Annotated in this window: 15 protein-coding genes and 1 tRNA gene; 11 read left to right on the forward strand and 5 right to left on the reverse strand. The window is 39.1% G+C overall.

Translation table 11 applies throughout. The features are described 5' to 3' along the window. Positions 1–14 precede the first annotated feature (14 nt). On the forward strand, positions 15–3,167 hold the full coding sequence (locus ACK2M2_RS00555; protein WP_419345884.1) for an efflux RND transporter permease subunit: 3,153 nt from the start codon (positions 15–17) through the stop codon (positions 3,165–3,167). Positions 3,168–3,244: 77 nt separating this feature from the next. Here ACK2M2_RS00555 and ACK2M2_RS00560 read toward each other — a convergent pair whose 3' ends face one another. Continuing rightward, positions 3,245–4,054 carry a DUF4198 domain-containing protein gene (locus tag ACK2M2_RS00560; RefSeq protein WP_419345797.1) on the reverse strand — a complete coding sequence of 270 codons (810 nt, stop codon included), beginning with the start codon at positions 4,052–4,054 and terminating at the stop codon, positions 3,245–3,247. A gap of 159 nt (positions 4,055–4,213) precedes the next feature. Here ACK2M2_RS00560 and ACK2M2_RS00565 point away from each other — a divergent pair, with 159 nt between their 5' ends. Then, on the forward strand, positions 4,214–5,179 hold the full coding sequence (locus ACK2M2_RS00565) for a cation diffusion facilitator family transporter (protein WP_419345798.1): 966 nt from the start codon (positions 4,214–4,216) through the stop codon (positions 5,177–5,179). A 28-nt stretch (positions 5,180–5,207) separates the two neighbouring features. Here the strand turns inward: ACK2M2_RS00565 and ACK2M2_RS00570 are convergent, their stop codons facing one another. The 4 genes from ACK2M2_RS00570 to ACK2M2_RS00585 all read right to left on the reverse strand — a co-directional run bounded on the left by ACK2M2_RS00570 (position 5,208) and on the right by ACK2M2_RS00585 (position 7,910). Beyond that, entirely contained in the window at positions 5,208–5,549 is a 342-nt protein-coding gene (locus tag ACK2M2_RS00570; protein ID WP_409509870.1) for a hypothetical protein, read from the reverse strand. 176 nt (positions 5,550–5,725) lie between these two features. Beyond that, positions 5,726–5,801 (reverse strand) — tRNA-Glu (locus ACK2M2_RS00575). 131 nt (positions 5,802–5,932) lie between these two features. Then, on the reverse strand, positions 5,933–7,441 hold the full coding sequence (gene gltX / locus ACK2M2_RS00580) for a glutamate--tRNA ligase (protein WP_409509871.1): 1,509 nt from the start codon (positions 7,439–7,441) through the stop codon (positions 5,933–5,935). 151 nt (positions 7,442–7,592) lie between these two features. Continuing rightward, on the reverse strand, positions 7,593–7,910 hold the full coding sequence (locus ACK2M2_RS00585) for a DUF4179 domain-containing protein (RefSeq protein WP_409509872.1): 318 nt from the start codon (positions 7,908–7,910) through the stop codon (positions 7,593–7,595). 388 nt (positions 7,911–8,298) lie between these two features. On the opposite strand from ACK2M2_RS00585, the gene ACK2M2_RS00590 reads away from it, so the two are divergent. The 9 genes from ACK2M2_RS00590 (at position 8,299) to ACK2M2_RS00630 (ending at position 18,887) form a co-directional block, all read left to right on the forward strand. Further along, on the forward strand, positions 8,299–9,309 hold the full coding sequence (locus tag ACK2M2_RS00590) for a sulfate ABC transporter substrate-binding protein (RefSeq protein ID WP_409509873.1): 1,011 nt from the start codon (positions 8,299–8,301) through the stop codon (positions 9,307–9,309). A 273-nt stretch (positions 9,310–9,582) separates the two neighbouring features. Then, positions 9,583–10,599, forward strand: a complete 1,017-nt coding sequence (locus ACK2M2_RS00595) for a sulfate ABC transporter substrate-binding protein (protein ID WP_409509874.1) — start codon at positions 9,583–9,585, stop codon at positions 10,597–10,599. Positions 10,600–10,887: 288 nt separating this feature from the next. After that, entirely contained in the window at positions 10,888–11,814 is a 927-nt protein-coding gene (rsmH, locus tag ACK2M2_RS00600; RefSeq protein ID WP_409509875.1) for a 16S rRNA (cytosine(1402)-N(4))-methyltransferase RsmH, read from the forward strand. Then, the gene (gene ftsL, locus ACK2M2_RS00605; RefSeq protein WP_409509876.1) at positions 11,811–12,143 is read left to right on the forward strand and encodes a cell division protein FtsL; all 333 of its coding nucleotides are present in this window, start codon (positions 11,811–11,813) and stop codon (positions 12,141–12,143) included. The genes rsmH and ftsL overlap by 4 nt, the downstream gene beginning before the upstream one ends. Before the next feature lie 10 nt (positions 12,144–12,153). Next, positions 12,154–13,983, forward strand: a complete 1,830-nt coding sequence (ftsI, locus tag ACK2M2_RS00610; RefSeq protein WP_419345799.1) for a penicillin-binding protein PBP3 — start codon at positions 12,154–12,156, stop codon at positions 13,981–13,983. Positions 13,984–13,989: 6 nt separating this feature from the next. Continuing rightward, positions 13,990–15,486 (forward strand): UDP-N-acetylmuramoyl-L-alanyl-D-glutamate--2,6-diaminopimelate ligase, encoded by a 1,497-nt coding sequence (locus tag ACK2M2_RS00615; protein ID WP_419345800.1) that lies wholly within the window; start codon positions 13,990–13,992, stop codon positions 15,484–15,486. A gap of 9 nt (positions 15,487–15,495) precedes the next feature. Continuing rightward, a complete protein-coding gene (locus ACK2M2_RS00620) occupies positions 15,496–16,905 on the forward strand; it encodes a UDP-N-acetylmuramoyl-tripeptide--D-alanyl-D-alanine ligase (protein WP_419345801.1) in 1,410 nt (469 codons plus the stop codon). Position 16,906: 1 nt separating this feature from the next. Further along, complete coding sequence (gene mraY / locus ACK2M2_RS00625; RefSeq protein ID WP_409509880.1) at positions 16,907–18,025, forward strand: phospho-N-acetylmuramoyl-pentapeptide-transferase; 1,119 nt, start codon at positions 16,907–16,909, stop codon at positions 18,023–18,025. A gap of 58 nt (positions 18,026–18,083) precedes the next feature. Then, a complete protein-coding gene (locus ACK2M2_RS00630) occupies positions 18,084–18,887 on the forward strand; it encodes a putative RNA methyltransferase (protein WP_419345885.1) in 804 nt (267 codons plus the stop codon). The last annotated feature ends 93 nt before the right edge of the window (positions 18,888–18,980 follow it).

Genomic DNA, 18,980 nt, shown 5'->3' on the forward strand with positions numbered 1-18,980 from the left:
AATTAGATATAGATATGGCTTCAGCATTGCCAAAACCTGACGGATTGTTCGATCGGTTGATTCAATTTTCCATTAAAAACGCGATTTGGGTGATGCTGTTTATTATCGCTTGGATTGGTGTGGGTATCTATGGTTATCAGAAATTACCGATTGATGCTGTGCCTGACATTACCAATACGCAGGTGCAAATTAACACGCAAGCCACAGGCTTTACGTCGCTTGAAGTTGAACAACGCATCACCTACCCGATTGAAAATGCGATGGCAGGTTTACCAAAACTTGAGCAGACCCGATCTATTTCTCGTTATGGTTTATCACAAGTCACCATTATTTTTAAAGATGGTACGGATATTTACTGGGCAAGACAGCAGATTAATCAGCGTTTGCAAGAAGTGCAAGCCGAGTTGCCCGAAAGTATTGCACCAACTATGTCACCTGTATCGACAGGTTTAGGTGAGATTTATCAATGGGTGATTAAAGCAGAGCCGAATGCGAAAAAGCCTGATGGCACACCTTATACAGCGATGGATTTACGTGAAATTCAGGACTGGATTGTACGTCCGCAGTTACAACGTGTCGCAGGTGTTGCAGAGGTTAACTCTATTGGTGGTTTTAATAAAACCTATGTAGTAACGCCTGATTTAAATCGCTTGCAACAGTTACAAATTCCATTGTCAGATCTACAAATTGCACTTACGGAAAATAATGAAAATCGTGGTGCAGGCTTTATTGAAACCAATGGTCAGCAGTTGACGGTTCGTGTGCCAGGTACATTAAACAGTATTGAAGATATTCAAAATGTAAATGTAAGCAATAAAAATGGTTATCCAATTCGGGTGGCAGATGTAGCTACTGTGTCCATTGGTCATGATTTGCGTACAGGTGGTGCAACCTATAACGGTGAAGAAACTGTACTTGGCATTGCCATGATGATGATGGGCGAGAATAGCCGAACAGTTGCCAAGGCAGTCGATGCCAAAGTGAAAGAAGTCCAGCAATCTTTGCCCAAAGGCATTGTGATAGAAACCGTGTATGACCGTACAGATCTGGTTGAACGCGCGATTACTACTGTGCAGAAAAACCTTGTAGAAGGGGCGATTCTGGTTATTGTGATTTTGTTTTTATTCCTTGGGAATTTCCGTGCGGCTTTAATTGTTGCCTGCGTGATTCCGTTATCAATGTTATTTACATTGGCAGGAATAGCGGAGCAAAGAATTAGTGCTAACTTGATGAGCTTAGGTGCGCTCGACTTCGGCATCATTGTCGATGGTGCAGTGGTGATTGTGGAAAACTGTATCCGCAGGCTTGCAGAAGCGCAACATGCCAAAGGGCGCTTGCTTAATCGTTCTGAGCGTTTTAAAGAAGTTTTTCTAGCCGCTAAGCAAGCACGTCGTCCGCTTATTTTTGGTCAATTGATCATTCTTGTCGTCTATCTACCAATTTTTGCATTGTCAGGTGTAGAAGCTAAACTCTTCCATCCAATGGCAATGACGGTGGTCTTGGCTTTGGTGGGGGCAATTATTCTATCGGTGACTTTTGTCCCTGCAGCAGTAGCTTTATTTGTTAATGGTGAAGTTAAAGAAACTGAAAGTCGTTGGATGCTGTGGCTAAAGCAAAAATATGAAGCGCTTTTGAATTGGGCTTATGAATTTAAAATGTTCATGGTCACGATTGCGCTGTGTATTTTGTGTTTAACAGGCATGCTAGCGACACAAATTGGTAGTGAGTTTGCCCCGCAACTCAGTGAAGGTGATTTTGCAGTTCAGCAAATGCGCTCACCAAGTACAGGCTTAGAGCAGTCTTTACGTATGCAGGAAAATACTGAAAAGCTGTTGTTGAAAGAATTTCCTGAAATTAAAGCGATCTTTGCTCGTACAGGTACAGCAGAAGTCGCAACCGATGTAATGCCACCGAATATTTCCGATGCAGTATTGTTACTGAAACCACGTGATCAATGGAAAAATCCAAAGGAAACTTTGGATGAATTGCGTCAACGTATGATTGCATTTTTGGCGACTTTACCTGGCAATAACAGCGAATTTTCTCAACCGATTGAACTACGTTTTAATGAGTTAATCTCAGGTGTGCGCAGTGATGTAGGTGTGAAAATTTTTGGTGATGACATGGGGGTGCTAAATCAGCAAGCCAATTTAATTGCACAGAAAATAAAAAGTATTTCAGGTGCCACGGCAGTCAATGTGGAACAAACCTCGGGTTTACCATTGCTGAATATTGAAGTGAATAAAGCTGCAACTGCCCAATACGGTTTGTCGGTAAAAGCCGTTCAGGACTTGGTTGCAACGAGTGTAGGTGGTCAAAATGTCGGGCAGATTTTACAAGGCGATCGACGTTTTGATTTTATCATTCGTTTAGCTGATGCACAGCGCACACCTGAACATTTAGCAACATTGCCGATTCAAATTCCGAATGGTGGTTTGATTCAACTGCAAGATGTGGCAAAAGTTGAGAATATTTTGGGCATCAATCAGGTCAGTCGTGAAGATGGTAAACGCCGTGTGATTGTGACTACCAATGTTGAAGGACGGGATTTAGGTTCTTTTGTGAAGGAACTGCAAAGCACACTCTCTAAACAAGAAATGCCATCAGGCTATTGGTTGGATTATGGTGGGCAATTTGAAAACCTAACATCTGCCAAAGCTCGAATGCAGTTGGTTGTTCCGTTGGCGCTGATCACCATTTTTATTCTACTTATGGCAGTTTTTCACAATGTGAAAGAAAGTTTGCTTGTATTCACAGGTGTACCTTTTGCGCTGTGCGGTGGACTTGTTGCATTGTGGTTACGTGATATTCCATTGTCGATGTCGGCTGGTATTGGTTTTATTGCACTGTCTGGTGTCGCTGTGTTAAATGGCTTGGTGATGCTTACGTTTATTAAAGAATTGCGTCAGCAATTCGATGTTGTGCAGGCAACATGGCAGGGTGCAATTCTGCGCTTACGTCCTGTATTGATGACAGCTTGTGTCGCATCGCTTGGTTTTATTCCAATGGCATTGGCGACAGGAACGGGTGCAGAAGTGCAGCGTCCACTTGCAACTGTGGTTATTGGCGGAATTGTATCATCCACTTTACTGACCTTGCTCATTTTACCTGTAATTTACCGTTGGATAAATGAGCGGAAAGAGAAAGTTGAAATTCTTAAATCCTAAACATTAAAAACGTGTATTCAAAATAAGAACCTCGCTTTTTCCTATGAAAGAGCGAGGTTGAAACAAAGAATTTTTCTTTATTTCGTTGCAGGTTGAACACCTAAACTAATAATGGTGTAGTACTGATTGGTTGGTTTAGCTGTTTTATTGAATTTCTCACTGACTTCAACAAGATACTGACCTGCATGTGGGAAATTTAAAGTCGCTATGCCATTTGTATCAACAGTAACGTGTGTTGCATCATCCTCTTCTTGTCCCTGCGCTCGTACAACAAGCTCGGGATTTTTTAGTGCTTGACCAGATTTTTTAATTGTTATTTGAATGGGTTGTTGTGCGTTAATGTTATTTGGATGGGTTTTGAACTCAACTTGAATAGGTGCATCAATTGTACTTTGTAGAGGTGATATTTCTTCTTTAGAAACATAGCTCTGAATTGACCATTCACGTGTGATTTCTATAGGAGTAGGTGATTTTTTGAAGTCAGAAGGAATAATGTAATCACGCTCTTTAATATCTTTTGCTTTATCTGCGGGCATATCAAAAAAGGTTTTCCATTCTTTATTGTGCTGTACGTATTTTAAAGGGAAAGATACTTTACTTGAAATTTGATACGTACCTTTTTGGGGGAGCGGTAAATCTATCAAACTTACAGATTTTAAATCGCTTTCAGATGGAATACTGATTTTGCTTTGATCAGGTTGAATGATATTAAATGTAGGTTGTTTTAATGCATATTCTGGTTGAAGTGCTTGCTCAGCATAGGCACTAATCACAGGAATTTGAGTATTTGACGTGATATAGCTTAGAGGAGCAACATAAGGTTCATGTGCATATGTTAATGTTGTTGCTAAGCTGAAAAATAAAGTAGAAAGGATATATTTTTTCATCGGTTTTGAATCCTAATGTAAGGTTATAGTTTAAAGCGTTGGTCTTAAAATGGATGAAGTATATATGAGAATTTTATTATTTGATAATAATTATCATTAGTATCTGTGGTTGAGTTAATTATTAGCCCATCAGATCAAAGCAATAAAAAGAGGTGAAAAATGGGTAATCATGCAGGTCATGATCATAGTCATGCTGTTGTAACAGAAGGAAATGCAAAAAAATTAACCTTTGCTTTAGTGTTAACGACGACCTTCTTAGTCATTGAAGTGATTGCGGGTTTTATGACACAAAGTTTAGCATTGTTGTCCGATGCAGCACATATGTTTACTGATGCTGCGGCTTTGGCGATTGCTTTGGTTGCGATTAAAATTGGTAAATTGCCTGCCGATGATAAGCGCACTTTTGGTTACCAGCGTTTTGAAATTTTAGCAGCATTGTTTAATGCCATGATGCTCTTTGTTGTTGCGATTTATATTCTGTATGAAGCGTATCAGCGTTTTAGTCATCCACCTGAAATTCAAAGTCTTGGTATGATGATTGTTGCGGTAATTGGTTTGATTATTAACCTAATTTCTATGAAAATTTTATTTTCAAGTTCACAAGAAAGCCTGAATGTAAAAGGAGCTTATCTTGAAGTATTGAGTGATGCAGTTGGTTCTGTTGGCGTTATTATCGGTGCTACAGTTATTTATTTCACGGGTTGGATGTGGGTCGATACTATTATTGCAGTATTGATTGGTTTTTGGGTTTTACCAAGAACTTGGGTTTTGTTAAAACAAAGTATCAATATTTTGTTAGAGGGTGTACCTGAAGAAATTGATATTGAGAAATTGCGTAATGATTTATTGGCTTTAAAAGGTGTGGAGAGTATTCATCAACTGAAAGTTTGGGCAATTACTTCAAAAAATGTACATTTGACGGTACATTTATTGGCACCACAAGTAGATCGCAACCAGTTGTATCAAGATGCAATGGAAATACTCAGTCATCAACATGGGATTACTGAAATGACTTTACAGATTGAAGACGATGAGTGTGCCCCACATTTACATAGTGAACAGTCAGTGAATGACGATCATGAGTCACATGAACATTCAAATTCTGTAAAACAGCATCAACATTGATGCTGTTTTCTATTTATAAGATTAAGGGTTAAACTTTCCATTGATGATTGCAATCACGGCATTTCCACTCTTTATTGGCTTGCATGAAAGATTGCATTGAAATTTTAAAATCAGGAAGATCACGCCAAAATAAAATTCCGGCAATGGCTGAGGCAATAAAAATAACCACAGTTGCAATTTGGAGTGTTTGACCTGCACCATTACCAAAAATCATCATAAAAATGCTAATAACAACTAAAAGTAATAAAATGAAAATTAATGGGATAAGGAATACCAAGCTTTTCGGCACGACAGGGCGTACTGCAGGTTCATTGGCACTTGCAACTGGAAGAATTTTTCGGCTCTGGCATTTAGGGCATTGGTATTGCATGAGGACTCCACAGATTTAATCTGAGTGTTATTTTAATCGGAATATTGGCGAATGTAAAAAGCGTGCTGATTTTATAAGTATAAATAAAGATATCGTGAAAAATAGGCAATAAAAAACCCAAGTCATAATGCTTGGGTTTTTTACGAAGATAACTTCAAACAAAGCCATCTTAAATATGGCGTCCCTACGGGGATTCGAACCCCGGTTACCGCCGTGAAAGGGCGATGTCCTAGGCCTCTAGACGATAGGGACAATCGAGGCAACAGCAGTAAAATTTACATTAACAATGTTATTGTAGGATCTTACTAACTAAGTTTTGAACCTAGTCTCTGTATGGGCGCTATATTAGGGGCATAGCGCCTATACGTCAACATTAAATTCAATTAAGTGTTATCAACTGCATCATTTTTCGGCAGTTTTAAGCTTTCATTGAGTTTTTCCCATACTTTTGTTTCTTTTTTACTCGGGCCACCAACAATTTCAAGCGCATGGCGTAAACGAGCAAAGGTCAAATCAGGTCCAATCGTCACCATTGACTGCATAACAGGGGTCGAAGATGTTGAACCTGCAATGGCAATAAAGAATGTCGGCATGAAATCACGTAGTTTAATTTCCATTTGTGTTGCCAAATCCATTAAAGTTTGGCTTACAGTGTCATTGTTCCATGTAAACATGCTTTCTAGACGCCAAATAGCAAACTGTAAACTTTGACGAACTTGTTCTTCTGACAATTTTTTACTTTCAAATTGTTCTTTAGATAAAGTTGGGAATTGATTGAAGTAGAAACCTGCCCAATTCACAGCTTCAGACAATAAGTTAATACGCGGTTGAATTGCAGCTGCTATATCTTCAAGTAATTTACGATCTGCTTTCCAAGTCAATAACGTATCGAGTAATTGACCTGGTGTTAAACCTTTAATCCATTGACCATTGAGCCAATTGAGTTTTTCAACATCAAAGATTGGACCACCAAGTGATACACGTTTAATGTCGAAGTGTTCAACCATTTCTGCAAGGCTGAATTTTTCACGTTCATCAGGCATTGACCAACCCATACGACCCAAATAATTCAATAATGCTTCAGGAAGTACACCAATATCTTTGTAGTAGTTGATGGATGTCGGATTTTTACGTTTAGATAATTTTGATTTATCAGGATTACGCAACAAAGGCATATGGCACAGTGTTGGCATGTCCCAACCAAAATATTGGTAAAGTAATTGATGTTTTGGTGCAGATGGAATCCATTCTTCACCACGAATCACATGAGTAATTTCCATTAAGTGGTCATCAACCACGTTCGCTAAATGATAAGTCGGCAAGCCATCTGTTTTTAACAGTACTTGCATATCCACTTGTGTCCATGGAATTTCAATTTCACCACGAAGCATGTCTGGAAAGCGACAAATACCTTCAGTTGGAATTTTCATTCGAATCACATGCGCTTCACCTGCTGCAAGGCGAGTTTGTACTTCTTCAGCAGATAAGTTTAATGCACGACCGTCATAACGAGGTGATTCACCACGGGCTTGTTGATCTGCGCGCATTTGATCTAATTCTTCAGCCGTTTCAAAGGCATAAAAAGCATGACCTTTTTCAACCAACTCAAGTGCATATTGCTTATAAATACCCATACGTTCAGATTGACGATAAGGTGCATGAGGTCCGCCAATATCTGGACCTTCAGACCAATTTAGACCTAACCAACGCAATGAGTCTAAAATCATTTTTTCAGATTCAGGAGTGGAGCGAACTTGGTCAGTATCTTCAATACGTAAAATAAATTCACCGCCATGTTGTTTAGCAAAACATAAGTTAAACAAGGCGATATAAGCTGTACCTACATGGGGGAAACCTGTAGGAGAGGGAGCAATACGAGTACGAACGGTCATGGTAAGCTATTATTCAAACTATAAATTGATACTATTATAACGAAAAAGCCCAATCGCTTAAGGGCTAATTCACCAATAAACGATTGAGCAAGTTAATTCTCTTTGGGGAAGTGAATTTAGTCAGTAGTCTTAAATGACTACAATTACTATTTTAAGAGTTATGCGGTTGGAAAAATGCTTGCACAAAACGTGAAAAACGTTGGTGTTGTTCAGCAAAAAAATTCTGTGTAGGTGCGGACTTAAGTGAAGTTAGTACTTTTAATTCATCTGTTTCAGTGATTAATTTTTGTTCGCTACGCTTTTGTTGCTTTTGTTGCAGTAAAGCTTTTTCAATAGGAGATTGACGTTCAATCACCACGCTTGATGTAATTGCTCTATGTGTATCTTTAATGGCAGCGCTATGCCCCATTTGTGCAGTAAATCCTAAAAAAAGCCCGAGTATTGCTATTTTGTGTAATTGAGTTTTCATATCCAATCATCCCCTATTGGTTGGTATTTTCTTATAATCTGGATGGATATCAAGATTATATACTAACTATAATACATTTGATAACAAAAAATATAAATTAGTTCACATTTTTTACGAAAAGTAATAAAAATAGCTATCCATTTTTACGTTTCTCACCACGCTGTTTTAACAAATAACTGTGTAGACAGCATGAAGAGCTAATTTCGTTTGTGATCTATTTATGGAATATTCTTAATGAAAGTTATTCTCATTTATTTCTGAGTGAATTTCAAGCGATTAAATATGACAAAATGTGATTTATTATAAAAATATACATATAACCGAAGGATTGTAGAAACGAGATGATAAAAATATAGTGGTTAAAAATGATACCAATAGTAGATGCGCAATGAAAAAATTAGTATTAAACAGTCTCGTCACACTTGTTAGCTTTGGGGGAGTATTTGGTAGTACAGCAAGTTATGCTGCCAAAGAGTTTCTGAATGTTTCCTATGATCCAACCCGTGAATTTTATCAGGAATATAATGAAAATTTTGGTAAGTTTTGGAAGACCAAGACAGGACAAGATATTGATTTTAAACAATCACATGGTGGCTCAGGAAAGCAAGCGCGTTCTGTGGTTGATGGTTTACAAGCAGATGTAGTGACTCTTGCACTTGCTAATGATATTGATGAAATTGTCAATGCGGGCTTAATTCAAAAAGGTTGGGAAAAAGAGTTTCCAAACAACTCAGCACCTTATACATCGACTATTGTATTCTTAGTACGAAAAGGTAACCCCAAAGGCATTAAAGATTGGAGTGATTTGGTTAAACCAGGTGTTGAAATCATTACCCCAAATCCGAAAACAGGTGGTGCACCACGTTGGATTTACTTGTCAGCATGGGGTTATGCATTAAAACAACCAGGTGGTAATGATGCGAAGGCTCGTGAATTGGTGAAAAAGCTGTATAAAAATGTCAAAGTGTTAGATTCAGGTGCGCGAGGGTCTCTCACGACTTTTGCTGAGCGTGGCATTGGCGATGTTTTACTGTCTTGGGAAAATGAAGCATTATTGGCAACATCAGGACCTGATAAAGATAAATATCAGATTATTTATCCCTCAATTTCAATTTTAGCTGAACCATCGGTGGCAATTGTCGATAAAAATGTCGATAAAGATGGGAATCGTAATCTTGCTAAAGGCTATTTAAACTATTTGTATTCACCTGTTGGGCAGGATTTGGCAGCAAAATATAATTTCCGTCCACGTAATGCTCAGGCTGCAGCAAAATATGCAGGAAAATTTCCAAAGATCAAACTTTTTACCATCAATGATGTATTTGGTGGTTGGGCAAAAGCGCAAAAAACACATTTTGTAAATGGAGCGATTTATGATCAAATTTCAGCAGAGAAATGATCTGTAGATTATTCTTTTAAAAAATAATCGTAAAATTGTGCATGAAAGTAAAGTGGAAAGAAACGAATTGAATCATATTCGTTTCTTTCATAATAAAAGCAGAAATTGGTATATATGCATTCTAAAAGTTAAATATGTATTTTTTTAAATTAAAAACAATAGATTAAAAAAATTGAGAATAAATCAGCATATGCTATCTACGAAAAGCTGAATTGCGATTTATATGAATTTTTCATATATTTACTAGTAACTTAGATTATTTTTAGATATGTCATGAAAAGCCTATTAAAAACCGTATTGAGTGCAACATTATTGCTCTCAGGTGTTGTTGCAACGACAACGTCTGTACAGGCTGCCGACCGTGAATTTCTTAATGTCTCTTATGATGCGACACGCGAGTTCTATGATGAATTTAACACATCATTTGGTGCATATTGGTTAAAACATACAGGTAAAACCGTACATTTTAAACAGTCGCATGGCGGTTCGGGTAAGCAAGCACGTTCAGTTGTTGATGGTTTGAAAGGTGATGTGGTGACACTCGCACTTGCGAATGACATTAATGAAATTGTGAAATCGGGTCAGATCAATCCAGGCTGGGAAAAAGAGTTCCCATCAAACTCCGCACCTTATACTTCGACCATTGTATTTATGGTACGTAAAGGTAATCCGAAAGGTATTAAGGATTGGACAGATTTAACTAAGCCTGGTGTGCAAATTATTACGCCAAACCCAAAAACAGGTGGCTTACCGCGTTGGATTTATTTATCTGCATGGGGCTATGCACTGAAACAACCGGGTGGTAATGATATTAAGGCACGTGAATTCGTATCGAAAATGTATCACAACGTGAAAGTAATGGATCCTGCTGCTCGTGCCTCAATGACGACCTTTGCTGAGCGTGGTATAGGTGATGTTTTACTGACTTGGGAGAATGAAGCCATGATCAGTAAAAAAACCTTGGGTGATAAGTTTGATATCGTTTATCCATCAATGTCTATATTGACTGAGCCATCGGTGGCAATTGTTGATAAAACTGTTGAGAAGAATGGTAATAAATGGTTGGCGACAGGCTATATTAACTATTTATACTCACCACTCGGTCAAGATATGGCAGCACGTCATTTCTATCGTCCACGGAATCCACAAATTTTAGCGAAGTATTCAAAGCAATTCCCTGCATTGAAAACATTTACCATTGATGAAGTATTTGGTGGCTGGGCGAAAGCACAGCAAACACACTTTGTGAATGGCGGTATGTTTGATCAAATTTATAACTCAAAGCGTTAATTTAAATGATAAAAGTCTTCTGAATGACAGGAGACTTTTTTCTAGGTGGCGTATTTGATGGTTTTAGGTATTTCATTGTAAAAAAATTGTATTTAAAAAGACAATTGTAAAAAAATTGTAATCAATTTTAAATGAACATCTTGAAGTTGAGTTAAAAGGGCAGAATAACCGTCATAAAACGGATTTCCCTATTAAAATTAATATTTCCGTACAAAAAGTCGTTTGGAGCTTTAATAAAACAAGGTAATAATGTGCAGTTACTTTTTTGATTATGCTGAAACCCCGCTTATGTCTCATATTTCCGTATTACTCCATGAAACTGTTGATGCACTGTTAGCAGATCGCAATACCGGAATTTATATTGACGGGACATTTGGACGAGGTGGGCATACACGCTTATTGTTGTCTAAACTGGATACAAATGCGCAAGTTTATGCATTTGATAAAGACCCGCAAGCTCTTGAAGTTGCTTATCAACTTGAAAAAGAAGATCCTCGTTTTAAAATTATTCATGCAAGTTTTGCCGACCTACAACAGGAAATGAATCAAATTGGTTTGTTTGAAGTCGATGGCATTATGGCGGACTTGGGCGTGTCATCTCCTCAGCTTGATCAGGCTGAACGTGGTTTCAGCTTTATGCGTAATGGTCCTTTGGACATGCGTATGGACAATTCACAAGGTCCAACTGCAGCGGATTGGTTGGTGAGTGTAGATGAAGAGCATCTTGCCAATATTATTTATCAATATGGTGAAGAGCGTTATAGTCGTCGTATTGCTAAAGCGATTAAAAATGCAGGTTATATTACAACGACAGCGGAACTTGCTGAAATTGTAAAAGTTGCGCATCCGAAATGGGAAAAAAATAAACACGCGGCAACACGTACGTTCCAAGCGATTCGTATTGAAATTAATAAAGAACTTGATGATGTACATGCCTTTTTACCTCAGGCAACAGATTTGCTAAAATCGGGTGGTCGTTTGGCAGTGATTAGCTTCCATTCTTTAGAAGATCGAATTATTAAACAATTTATTCAAAAAGAATCAACACTTGCCGAAGATGATGGTTGGGGTTTACCACAAAAAATTAAAGATACCCGTAAACTGAAAAAAATTGACCGTATCCGTGCGAGTGAAGCTGAAGTGAAGGAAAATCCTCGTTCACGTAGCGCATGGTTAAGAGTAGCTGAACGCTTAGAGCAAAAAGGCACAGAATGAAAGAACAGGTGATTGAAGAAAAATCAGCAAATATTGCTATTAAAAAAATCGTGGTATATGCCATTTTGCTGCTTATAGTGATGGGTAGTGCTTTTATGGTGGTGTTGCAAGTATTTGAATATAGACATGATTTTCGTGAATTAAATACCTATATGCGTGAACGTGAAGATATTAATGCAGAATGGGGGCGCTTGCTGATTGAACAGCAAACCTTTGGTGCAACGGCACAAATCGGCACACGTGCTGTCACACAATTACGTATGTATTCACCACCAGCGGGACAAACCGTTGTAATTTCATTACCTGCTGAAACAGATCAGAAGAAATAAGGCTCGCTGTATGGTAACTAAGCAGACGAAACAGACTCAACCTACGCGTAAAAAGAAGTCTATTTCCGAAAAAAATACAATCACCCTAGATATGTGGCGTTTTTATCTTTTATGGGGCGTAGTATTGGTGTGTTTTTTTGCACTGGTTGGTCGGGCGTTTTATGTACAAGTCATTAATAAAGACTTTTTACAAAATAAAGCCAATGCTAATATTTTGAGATCAGAAAAGCTCAGAGCAATGCGTGGAGTCATTAGTGATCGTCATGGTGTACCTTTAGCAATTAGTACACCAATCATGAAAGTTGTGATTGATCCAAAAGAATATTTTGAAACAAAAGCTGAATTTGATCGCATCACTAAAGAGCTTGAAAAACAGCCGAATAGCCGTAAATTAAAGCGCGCTTTACCCGATAAAAATTTAAATTTAGATGAGCTTGCGGATGCAGTGGGTATCGATCGTGCAGCTTTAAAGAAAAATTTGAATGATCGCCCTCGTTCACGCTATTTGGTACTGAAAAAAGAAGTGCCACCACCACAGTCTGATTTGATTGTGAAGCGTGAATTTGCAGGAGTATATGCTGAAAAAACCTATAAACGCTATTATCCACAGCCACAGCCAAATGCGCAGATTATTGGTTTGACCAATAGTGAGGGGCTTGGAATTGAAGGCTTGGAAATGCAGCTCAATACTCGCTTAGCAGGTGAAGATGGTGAGCAAAAAATTTCCCGTGATAAGCATGGTAACCGTGTAAAAACGCCTGAAGTAGTGAAAGAAGTCACTGCGGGTGAAAATATTACGCTGAGTATCGACTCACGTTTGCAATATATTATGTATCGTGAATTGACGGCGGTTGGTGTTGCAAATAATGCACGTTCTGCCTCTGCGATTGCTGTAGATGTGAAAACGGGTGAAATTTTGGCGATGAGCAGTTGGCCATCGTACAATCCAAATGATAAAAATGGTCTAAAAAATAAAGATGCTATGCGTAACCGTGGGGCAATTGATATGTTTGAGCCAGGCTCAACTATGAAACCTTTTACTATTGCTGCAGGTCTAGAAAGTGGTAAATACACGCCAAATAGTGTGATTAGTACAAGTCCGGGTTCAATGCGTATTGGTAACCATACCATTCGTGATACGCATAACTATGGTTCGTTGACAGTTACAGGTGTCATTATTAAATCATCGAATGTCGGCTCAGCGAAAATCGCATTATCGATGCCATATTCAACTTTACCAACGTTCTTTAAACGTGTCGGCTTTGGTCAGCGCTCTGCGGTGAAATTTCCAGGTGAAAGTGGTGGTTTAATTCTGCCATCGAATAAATGGAATGTATCTGAAGTAGGTGCAATGGCATATGGTTACGGGATCAATGCCACAACCTTACAGCTTGCACAAGGTTATGCAATGTTGGCGAACCATGGCGTGCGTCATCCACTAAGTTTGTATAAGTTGGAAAGTGAGCCGAAGGGTGAACAAATTATTGATAAAAAAATTGCCGATGATGTTTTGCTGATGCTTGAGCAGGTGACGATGCCAGGTGGTACAGCAAAACAAGCAAACATTCCTGGCTATCGTGTCGGTGGTAAAACGGGGACGGCACATAAATTGCGCCCTGACCATCGTGGTTATTCAAATACTGAGTATCGTGCATTATTTGCAGGCGTTGCCCCGATTAGTGATCCACGTTTAGCGATTATTATTGTGGTGGAAAATCCTCGTGGGCAATATTATGGTGGCTTGGTTGCTGCTCCTGTGTTTGCACGTATCATGCAGGAATCTCTGCGTTTAATGAATGTTCCTTTAGATAAACCGCTTGAAACAGCGAAAGCCCAATAGGTAAAAATGATGATTTGTTTTCAGGATATTTTTGATACCGAAAATAAGTATGCTTGGATGGCAGAGCCTTTTCACGGTTTTAGTTTAGACAGTCGTGCTGTACAGTCAGGGCAAATTTTTATTGCTCTGACCAGTTATACGCAGCCTGAAAAAACGATTCAGTTTGCTCAATCCGCTTTGCAAAATGGTGCATTGGCAGTGATTAGTGAAACAGATTTAGGTCTTGAATCTACTTTGATTTGTCCCGATGTACGTCATTTGATGGGACAATGGCAAAAACAATATTTGCAAGCGACTGATGCTGTAACGCTAAGTCGTATTTTGGCCATTACAGGAACCAATGGTAAAACGACTATTTCTCGTTTAGTTGCTGAATTGATTATGTTGCAAGGCAAAAAATGTGCCGTGATGGGAACAACAGGGAATGGTATTTTACCGAACCTTGAAGCATCGTCACATACCACATTGGATGCACTACATTTACAAGATATGTTGCATGATTTTGCCAAACAAGGTGCCGAATTTACGTCACTTGAAGCAAGTTCACATGGCTTAGAGCAAGGTCGTCTGAATGGCTGTGATATTGAAATTGCAGCGTATAGCAATTTAAGCCGTGATCATTTGGATTATCACGGTACGCTTGAAGCTTATGCTGAAGCGAAGTCACGTTTATTTAAATTTTCATCACTGAAAGTTGCTGTGATTAATATTGATGATGAACATTCTCATATCATGTTAGATGCGGCAAGTAGCAATTTATCGCATCCTAAAGTGTTGACCTATTCAACATCACGTACTGCGGATTATCAAGTTTTTGGTATTCAGTACAGTTTAGAGGGCGCGATATTCCACTTAAAAACGATAACTCAAGAATTTACCGTTCGTAGCCCATTATTAGGGCATTTCAATATTGAAAATCTTGTTGCTGCATTGATTGTTGCAGAGCAAGCAGGTTTTGATTTGGCAAGTTTAATTGCTGATGTGCCGAAGCTCAAAGGTGCACCGGGTCGCATGCAGGTGATTCGTGATGAAGATCGTTTATTTGTGGTCGATTATGCGCACACACCCGATGCACTTACACAAGTTTTAAAAACTCTAAAACGTCACGTAGAAAATCAATTGTGGGCGGTGTTTGGCTGTGGTGGTGATCGTGATCGTGGTAAACGCCCACTGATGACTAGGGCTGCTTTAGAACAAGCTAATCCGATCATCATTACTTCGGATAATCCACGAACAGAAGATCCGACACAAATTTTTGCAGATATGAAACAAGATATTAATTTTAGTCAGCATGACGTTCATGAAATACATGATCGCCGTGAAGCCATTAAATATGCCGTTAAGCATGCAAATAGCGGTGATATCGTGGTGATTGCAGGCAAAGGGCATGAAAACTATCAAGAAATTGATGGTGTACGCCATTGGTTTGATGATGTGGTAGAAGTGCAATCAGCCATTGATGCGCAACATCATAATTCAAATTCAGCATATCCAGCTCAGTAGGAATAAGAGATGCATACCTCGACCACGAGTACTGTGCCTTTGGAGCCATGGTCAGCAGAGCAACTTGCTGAAGCAACTCAAGGTTATTGGTATTTAGATAAAGCACCACAAGGTGAAGTTAAACGTATTTTGACCGATTCACGTCATGCAGAATTGGGAGATGCATTTTTAGCGCTTAAAGGTGAGCGTTTTGATGCGCATGATTTTATTGTACAAGTGGCTACCAATGGTTGCCAAGTTGCGATTGTGAGTCATCCAGTTGATGCTGATATTTGCCAATTGGTCGTCAAAGATACACGCTTGGCATTGGGGTATTTGGGTGCATATCGTCGTGCCAAAAACTCACAACTGAAAGTAATTGCGCTGACAGGCAGTAGTGGTAAAACCACAACCAAAGAGATGTTGGGTAGTATTTTATCTCGCTTAGCACCGACTTTAATTACGCGTGGTAACTTGAACAATGATTTAGGTGTGCCGATGATGCTCCTTGAGCTACGTGCCGAGCATCAATATGCGGTCATGGAGTTGGGTGCAAGTCACCAAGGTGAAATTGATTACACTTCAAATTTAGTTCAACCGCATGTCGCAGGTATTCTTAATATTGGGACGGCACATTTGGGTGAGTTTGGTGGTCGTGATGGCATTTGTCGTGCAAAATCTGAAATTTATGCACATATTGTGCCTACAGGAACTTCAATTATTCCTGCACATGACGACTTTACCGATACGATTCGCCAAGTGATAAAAACTGAGAAAGTACTCAGTTTTGGTCAAGGTGGTGATATTTTTGCAACAGATCTTCAGCTACATACTCAGTCTGCAACATTTACCATGAATACACCTGAAGGCTCTAAAAAAGTTCATTTACCCTTTGCAGGTGAGCATAATGTTCAAAATGCGGAAGCAGCGACTGCTTTTGCTTTAGCGATTGGTATTTCACTTGATGATATTGTTACTGGGCTTGAACAAGCACAAGGCGCGAAAGGGCGTTTGAACTTTATTCAGCAAGACAAATATTTATTTATTGATGATACTTATAATGCCAATCCGACTTCTATGCGCGCTGCTGCTGAAGTGCTTTCACAGCAAAACGGTATAAATGTCATGGTGATGGGTGATATTGGAGAGCTTGGAGATACGGCGGCACAACAACACTATATGTTGGGACGTGACCTAGTTTCTGTTCAAGGTGTCAATTTTGTAGTTGTTGTGGGTGAATTTTCTCCTGCTGCACAAGAAGGTGCACGTAGTACACAATACGGTAAAAAAATGCAGGCTTTTCTGACGCAAGAACAGGCTTTACCTTTCTTGGTAAGTTTGGTTGAAACCCATCAACCACAGTCAATGAGTTTCCTCTTTAAAGGTTCTCGTTATACGCATATGGAAACATTGATGACTGCTTTAATGGAGAAACTCTAAAATGTTGTTATGGTTGTTTGAACATCTGGCAGGCTTTGATAGCACGTTTCAGGTGGTTCGATATTTGTCATTGCGCGCTTTATTAAGTGTATTGACCTCTCTTGCCATTGGCTTGGCACTTGGTCCATATATGATTCGTAAGCTGCAAGCATTGAAATATGGACAAGCGGTCAGTTCATTTGCACCTGAAAATCATGCAAAGAAAATGGGTACGCCAACGATGGGCGGGATTCTCATACTCTTGTCGATTGGCATCAGTACATTGCTTTGGGCAGATTTATCTAATCCTTATGTGTGGATTGTGCTCGCTGTAATGATCATCTTCGGTGCAGTAGGTTGGGCAGATGATTGGATTAAAGTTCGTTATAAAGATAATGCAGGGTTACCTGCAAAGAAAAAGTTTTTTTGGACTTCAGTTGGTTCATTGGGTGCAGGTATTGCGCTATATGTGATTGCGACACAGCAAGCGAATCCTGTTCATACTGCAAATATGCTTGATTTATTGATTCCATTTTTTAAGAACCTCAGCATTCCGTTATCAGCAGTACCTTTGGGAATAGGCTTTATCTTATTCACATATTTAGTGATTAATGGTGGCTCAAATGCAGTGAACTTAACTGATGGTCTGGATGGTTTGGCGATTATGCCAATTGTCTTAGTGGCAGCAGGTTTAGGTGTATTTGCGTATTTGGCAGGTGATATTCGCTTTGCTAATTATTTGCATATTCCTTATGTGAAATATACCTCTGAGCTTGTAATTATCTGTGCGGCAATGATTGGTTCTGGTTTGGCATTCTTATGGTATAACGCCCATCCTGCACAAATTTTTATGGGTGATGTCGGTGCATTATCTTTAGGTGCGATGCTCGGTACAATTGCGGTGATGGTGCGTCAAGAAATTGTATTTGCTATTATGGGTGGTGTATTTGTGGTGGAGGCAATTTCAGTTTTCCTACAAATTGGCTCACTACGCATGCGTAATAAACGTGTTTTCCTCATGGCACCGTTGCATCATCACTATGAGAAGAAAGGCTGGCGTGAAACGCAAGTGGTTATCCGTTTTTGGATTATTACAATTATGCTAGTAGTTTTAGGCTTAATGACCTTAAAATTACGCTAAGCAAAACTTTAATGAAAAGTCGGCTCAAGCCGGCTTTTTTATTTTCAGGAGAAAAATGATGAATCTGCTCATGTGCCCCGTATGTCGTGAAGCACTCAGTCTGACGGAAAGAACATGGCGCTGTGCGAATCATCATAGTTATGATGTGGCGAAGCAAGGCTATGTCAACTTGCATGTGGTACAGCATAAGCACAGTAAAAATCCGGGTGATACACCTGAATCGATACAAGCTCGCCGTGCATTTTTAAGTGGTGGTTTCTATGCGCCACTACAGCATGCAGTGGTTGAAAAAATTCGTGAATTACACATTGCAAATTTGCTCGATATTGGTTGTGGTGAGGGCTATTACACCAGTGCAATGCAAAAAGAAACCTTACAATGTGTTGGTGTAGATATTGCCAAAAATGCGGTACAAGTTGCAGCAAAAATGAATCGAGATGTGACTTGGGTAGTTGGTACAGGGGCAACATTGCCTGTACTTGATCAAAGCATTAATTTATGTACGAGTTTATTTAGTCCAATTCCTGAAGATGAAATTTTACGTGTACTTAAGCCACAAGGTTATTTGATGGTGGTTACGCCTGCACCTGAACACTTGTATGCAATGCGTGAAGCGCTATTTGATGAAGTAAATGCACATGATCCGCATAAGTTTGTTGAGCAGTTAAAAGAAAATTTTGAATTGATTGAGCAACCGATGATCGAGTCAGAATTTACTTTAGATCAACAACAATTGAAAGACTTGATTGCAATGACACCATATGCCTATAAAGCAAAGCAAGATAAACGTCAGCAATTGGAGCAACAATCCGAAATGAAACTCAAAGCGAGTTTCCAAATGTATATTTTTCAGAAGAAATAAGTTGTTGATCCAGTCAAACAACAGATTCAATAGACATAAAAAATAGCCATCCGAAGATGGCTATTTTTTTTAGCATAATGCTTTGTAACTCAC

Source organism: Acinetobacter sp. TY1 (genome assembly GCF_048551395.1).
Taxonomy (GTDB): domain Bacteria; phylum Pseudomonadota; class Gammaproteobacteria; order Pseudomonadales; family Moraxellaceae; genus Acinetobacter.